The organism is Actinoplanes sp. NPDC026623 (assembly GCF_040638275.1).
GTDB lineage: Bacteria > Actinomycetota > Actinomycetes > Mycobacteriales > Micromonosporaceae > Actinoplanes.
Genome location: NZ_JBEZXZ010000357.1, coordinates 1 through 4,534 on the forward strand (window position 1 = coordinate 1; position 4,534 = coordinate 4,534).

The following is a 4,534-nucleotide window of genomic DNA, read 5'->3' on the forward strand; positions in this document are numbered from 1 at the left end:
CGGTGCGGCGGGCACTCGTGGCGCAGGAGGCGACGTGGGCGTGGTGGGGTATGCCGGCGCGCTCTCGGCGGCCGCCGCTGCCAGGGCTGCGGAGCGGCTCAGGCGCAGGCGGCGAAGCTTCTCGCCGTGGCGTTGCTGAAGACCCCATTTGCGATGACGCTCGTGCTCACGACGAAATTCGTCAGCGGCGGCTGAATAGTTCCGCCGCGCGGTCCGGTCCCGCATCGCCGCCAATTCCGACCTGCCGAACAATGACAACTGTCCCACCGAAGAATTCTCCCGCACCCCACCCCGGCACGCCCGTGAATGATCATGCCAACCTATATTTGGCAATATCGGGTCGGCGCGGCAATTCCGGCGCGGCGTCACGCGCGTCGAAAATAGAACCTGTCATGCCTCCGGTAAAGCGCGTGGTTTATCACTGAGCAATTTCGCCCACGGGCCGGAGGCGTCCGGGCCGTGGACCTGTGCCGGGTGCTGCCCCCGGGCCACGTTGAAATGCCTCACTGTGAGTGAGGAGGGTCCGACGGGTCCTGCCGGCCCTGAAGCTCAGTTCCGCTTCGCGGGACAGAACCTAGCGGCGGCGGTCACCTTCTCGCGAACGGTCGCCGCGACTTTGATGCCGGCCGGACCTCCGATATGGATAGTGCTGCCAGGGGGTCAAGGCCGCGGCCGATCGGCCGCCGCAGTCTGATCGGTCCCGGGTTTGTGCCACTCCCGGGTCGGCGGCGACCGGGGGTGATTCGGGTCCAGCAAGATCGTGATCGTCACGTTGAGCCTGAACGAACCACACGGGGGACCACCACATGAAGCTGAGCCGAATCGCCGCCGCCGCGACCATCGTCGTGGCGTTCTCCGGATTGATCGCGAGCCCCGCGCAGGCGGCGGCTGCCAAGCCCGGCGTCGTCGTCGATTACGACTACCACACCGTCAAGGTCAAGCCGAAGACGATCTGGCCCTACAAGGACATCAACTTCACCAAGATTCACTGGACCGGCCTGAACGGGTCGGCCGGCTACGCCACCGCGGTGCAGAACGTCAACACCTGCATCCCGAACTGCGCCGAGGCCAACTACAAGCACACCAAGGTGAAGCTGAAGTTCACCCGGGTCCGGTCCTCGGACTGCCGCAAGGTGTTCACCAGGGTCCGCGTGACCGAGGTCAAGTCGAAGCGGGTGCGGACCCTGACCCTGCCCAGCCACAAGCGCGCGAACTGCCGCTGAGCGCCGCCATGAACGGCATCGCCGCCGGGCCGGCCCGGCGGCGACTGCCTTACCGGGCGGCGAACCGCAGCACGGCGGCCTCGACGTCCTGCTCGTTCACCGGGGAGCCGGGGAACCGGGACAGCCTGACCAGCGGGACCGCCCGCATCATCTGGCCGTTCGCCGGGTCGGAGAGCATGGCGGCGAACATGCCGTCGCCCAGGTTCTCGCGTAGCCACGGGCCGGCCAGCGGGTGGCCCAGCCAGGCGTCCACGGTGGATTCGGCGGTCAGCGGCGCGGCGAAGCGGTCGCCGGTGAGCTCGACGGTGCCCTGGAGGCGGATGTCGCGCGACGACGCTCCGACGCGGATGCCGAACGTGCCGCCCTCCACCACCCAGCGGCGGGCGGTCTCGTGCCAGAAGGCGAACTCCCGGGCGCCGAGGGTGAGCGTGACCGGCCTGCTCTCGCCGGCCTCGAGGCTCACCTGAGCGAACGCCCGCAGCTCCTGCTCGGGCCGGTAGACGCTCGCCTGCGGGTCGGTGACGTAGACCTGCACGGTCTCGCGGCCGGCCCGCGCGCCGGTGTTGGTGACGGTCAGAGTCACCTCGACGGTGGGCCGCTCGCCGTCGGCGGTCACGGCGATCGCGAGGCCACCGTACGAGAACGAGGTGTAGGACAGGCCGTGGCCGAACGGGTACGCGACCGGGAGCCGGTGCGCGTCGTACCAGCGGTAGCCGATCAGCAGGCCCTCGCCGTACCGGACGTGGCCGAGCTCGCCGGGGAACGCGCCGATCGTGGGGTTGTCCTCGTAGCGCACCGGGATCGTCTCGGCGAGCCGGCCCGCGGGGTCGGCGGCGCCGAGCAGCAGGTTCGCCGTCGCGGCGCCGCCGGCCTGGCCGAGCAGCCAGCCCTCGAGGACGGCCCGGGCGCGGTCCTGCCAGGAGGCGACGCTGACGACCGAGCCGTTGCAGAGCACGACGATCACCCGCGGGTTGACGTCCGCGACGGCGTGCAGCAGGTCGATCTGGTGTGCCGGCAGGTCCATGTGGGCGCGGTCGTAGCCCTCGGATTCGTACGACGGGGGCAGGCCCAGGAACAGCACCGCGACCTCGGCGCCGGCGGCGGCCCGGACGGCCTCGTCGACGAGGGCGGGGTCGGCGGCCGCGGACTCGATGGTGAAGCCGGGTGCGAAGGTGAGCTCGCGGCGCCCGCCGAGCGAGTCGCGCAGCGTGTCCAGCGCGGTGTCGACCCGGGTGGGGTTGACCTGCGACGAGCCGGCGCCCTGGAAGCGCGGGGTGCGGGCGAACTCGCCGATGACCGCGATCGGCCCGCCGGAGTTCGGGTCGAGGGGCAGGACGCCGTCCTCGTTCTTGAGCAGCACTGCGCTGGCCGCCGCGGCCTCGTGGGCGAGCGCGTGGTGCGCCTCGGCGTCGAAGGTCTGCCCGGGCCGCAGCGCCGGCAGCGACCTGTCGACGAGCGTGAGGACGCGGGTGACGGCCAGGTCGAGGTCGGCCTCGCTCAGCGTCCCGGCCTTGACGGCCTCCAGGACGACCCGGGTGCCGGCGCCGCCGGAGGAGGGCATCTCGAGGTCGAGGCCGGCGGCGACCGCGTGGTCGCGGCGGTTGACCGCGCCCCAGTCGGACATGACCAGGCCGTCGAAGCCCCACTCGTCGCGTAGCACGTCGGTGAGCAGCCAGCGGTCCTCGCTCGCGTACCGTCCGTTGATCTTGTTGTAGGAGCTCATCACCGTCCAGGGCCTGGCCTGGGTGACGACCCGCTCGAAGGCGGGCAGGTAGATCTCGCGCAGGGTCCGCTCGTCGACGTCGGCGGAGACCGTCATCCGGTCGGTCTCCTGGTTGTTCGCGGCGAAGTGTTTGACCGACGCGCCGACGCCCTGGCTCTGCAGCCCGTTGACCAGCGCGGCGCCGAGCTCGCCGGCCAGCAGGGGATCCTCCGAGAAGTACTCGAAGTTGCGCCCGCACAGCGGCGAGCGCTTCATGTTGATGCCGGGCCCGAGCAGCACGGCGACCTCCCCGGCCCGGCACTCGCGGCCGAGCGCCTCGCCGACGCGGCCGAGCAGGCCGGTGTTCCAGGTGGAGGCGAGGCCGGCGGCGGGCGGGAAGCAGGTGGCGGGGACGCTGTCGCCGATGCCGACATGATCCGACCCGCTCGCCGGCTTGCGCAGGCCGTGCGGCCCGTCGGCCACCATGACGCCGGGAACGCCGAGGCGTTCGACCGCGGACGTACGCCAGAAGTCGGCACCGTCGAGGAGTTCGGCCTTCTCCTCGAGGGTGAGCGAGGCGAGCAGGGCGGGGATGTCGAGTGTCATCACCCGACCGTAACAATGAAAACCTCCGCGCGGAAGTTTTGGCGGCCCTAGGATGGGCCGATGGACGAACCCAGTGAGCCGCCCCGCCGCGGCGCGTACGAAAAGGGCGTCCGCAGGCGGCGCGAGATCCTCGACCGCGCCATCGAGGTCTTCGCCGAGCGGGGCGCCGAGGGCACGTCCCTGCGGGCGATCGGCGAGGCGATCGGGGTGTCGCACGCCGCGCTCAAGCACTACTTCGCGTCGCGCGAGGAGCTGCTGATCGAGGTCTACCGGGCCGCGGAGGAACGCTCGATGGTCGAGGACCGCCCGCCGGCGGACGTCTCGGTGGTCGGCATCATGACCCACGCGGCGCGTCGCAATCACGGCGTGCCGGGCCTGGTGCAGCTCTACTCGACGCTGGTGGCGGGCGCGCTGGACGAGGGCAACGAGCTGTCCCGGGCGTTCTTCGGCGCGCGGTTCGCCGACCTGCGACGGTTCCTCGCGGCGCGGGTCGAGGCTGAGCAGGCGGCGGGCCGGATCCGCGCGGACATCGCGCCGGAGGCCGCCGCCGCACTGATCATCGCGGCCTCCGACGGGCTGCAGACGCAGTGGCTGCTCGACCCGCGGATCGACATCGAGAAGTCGCTCGAGCTGCTGGAGAGCCTGCTCGGCGCCTGAGTGTCAGACCCGGGCGGCACAATGACGTCGTGCTGGTAGCGGTGGTGTCCGACGACGGCAGCTGGCATGGTTCCGGCCGCTGGCAGGAGCTGCTGCCCGACGGCGGCCCGGCCGGGCCGCCGGAGCGCATCGCCGACCTCCCGGCGGCGATCGCGGCCCGCGAGGCCGCCGAGCACCCCCGCTGGATCTGGGCGGCGACCACCGACGGCTACCCCTCGCTGCTGCGCGGCGGCGTGCGGGTGGACCGCTGCCACGACATCGAGCTGACCGAGGCCCTGCTGCTAGGGCACGCGGGGCGCTGGGGCGAGCCTCGCGCCCTGCGCGCCGCCTGGGCCCGGCTGACCGG

Annotated in this window: 4 protein-coding genes and 1 pseudogene; 3 read left to right on the forward strand and 2 right to left on the reverse strand. The window is 71.8% G+C overall.

The genetic code is table 11. From position 1 onward, the window contains the following. On the reverse strand, positions 1-267 hold a 267-nt coding region (locus AB0F10_RS44420; protein ID WP_360640421.1), incomplete at its 3' end, for a hypothetical protein. A 539-nt stretch (positions 268-806) separates the two neighbouring features. On the opposite strand from AB0F10_RS44420, the gene AB0F10_RS44425 reads away from it, so the two are divergent. After that, positions 807-1,223, forward strand: a complete 417-nt coding sequence (locus AB0F10_RS44425; RefSeq protein WP_360640424.1) for a hypothetical protein — start codon at positions 807-809, stop codon at positions 1,221-1,223. Between the two features lie 49 nt (positions 1,224-1,272). Here the strand turns inward: AB0F10_RS44425 and AB0F10_RS44430 are convergent, their stop codons facing one another. Continuing rightward, positions 1,273-3,531, reverse strand: coding sequence for a glycoside hydrolase family 3 C-terminal domain-containing protein (locus AB0F10_RS44430; protein ID WP_360640427.1), 2,259 nt, complete (start codon positions 3,529-3,531; stop codon positions 1,273-1,275). Between the two features lie 60 nt (positions 3,532-3,591). Here AB0F10_RS44430 and AB0F10_RS44435 point away from each other — a divergent pair, with 60 nt between their 5' ends. Then, the gene (locus AB0F10_RS44435; protein WP_360640430.1) at positions 3,592-4,188 is read left to right on the forward strand and encodes a helix-turn-helix domain-containing protein; all 597 of its coding nucleotides are present in this window, start codon (positions 3,592-3,594) and stop codon (positions 4,186-4,188) included. A gap of 41 nt (positions 4,189-4,229) precedes the next feature. Next, positions 4,230-4,534 (forward strand): annotated as a pseudogene (locus AB0F10_RS44440) (bifunctional 3'-5' exonuclease/DNA polymerase); the annotation flags it as partial.